1 protein-coding gene is annotated in these 304 nt (G+C 45.1%); it reads right to left on the bottom strand.

What is annotated here, in order from left to right:
* Window positions 1-19 precede the first annotated feature (19 nt).
* The coding region (locus JUI58_RS00525) for a zinc ribbon domain-containing protein (RefSeq protein WP_204101800.1) at window positions 20-304 on the bottom strand (285 nt) is incomplete at its 5' end.

The following is a 304-nucleotide window of genomic DNA, read 5'->3' as shown; positions in this document are numbered from 1 at the left end:
GTGAACTACCGCTATCGAATCAAAGATTACGATAGCGGCTTCCCTTTTCACTGGGGATCGCGCTAGACAGAACCGAAGTTCTACCACCTCGTCTTATATCCCCTCCCAGGGCAGTAGAGCTAGTTCCTAACTCTAATACTTGTGTTGAACGCAGTCGAAGTATCCGTAAGCCTTCATTTTTGATGTTAATGGCGGCGTTAATATCCCTGTCGTGATGAGTTTGACAATGTTCGCAAGTCCAATTTCTAATATCAAGGGGTAAACTCTCCACTTGATTGAGGCAGACATGGCAGGTTTTAGAAGA

Origin of the sequence: Spirulina sp. CCY15215, assembly GCF_016888125.1 — a bacterium.
GTDB lineage: Bacteria > Cyanobacteriota > Cyanobacteriia > Cyanobacteriales > Spirulinaceae > CCY15215.
This window is presented reverse-complemented; position numbering and strand designations above follow the sequence as displayed.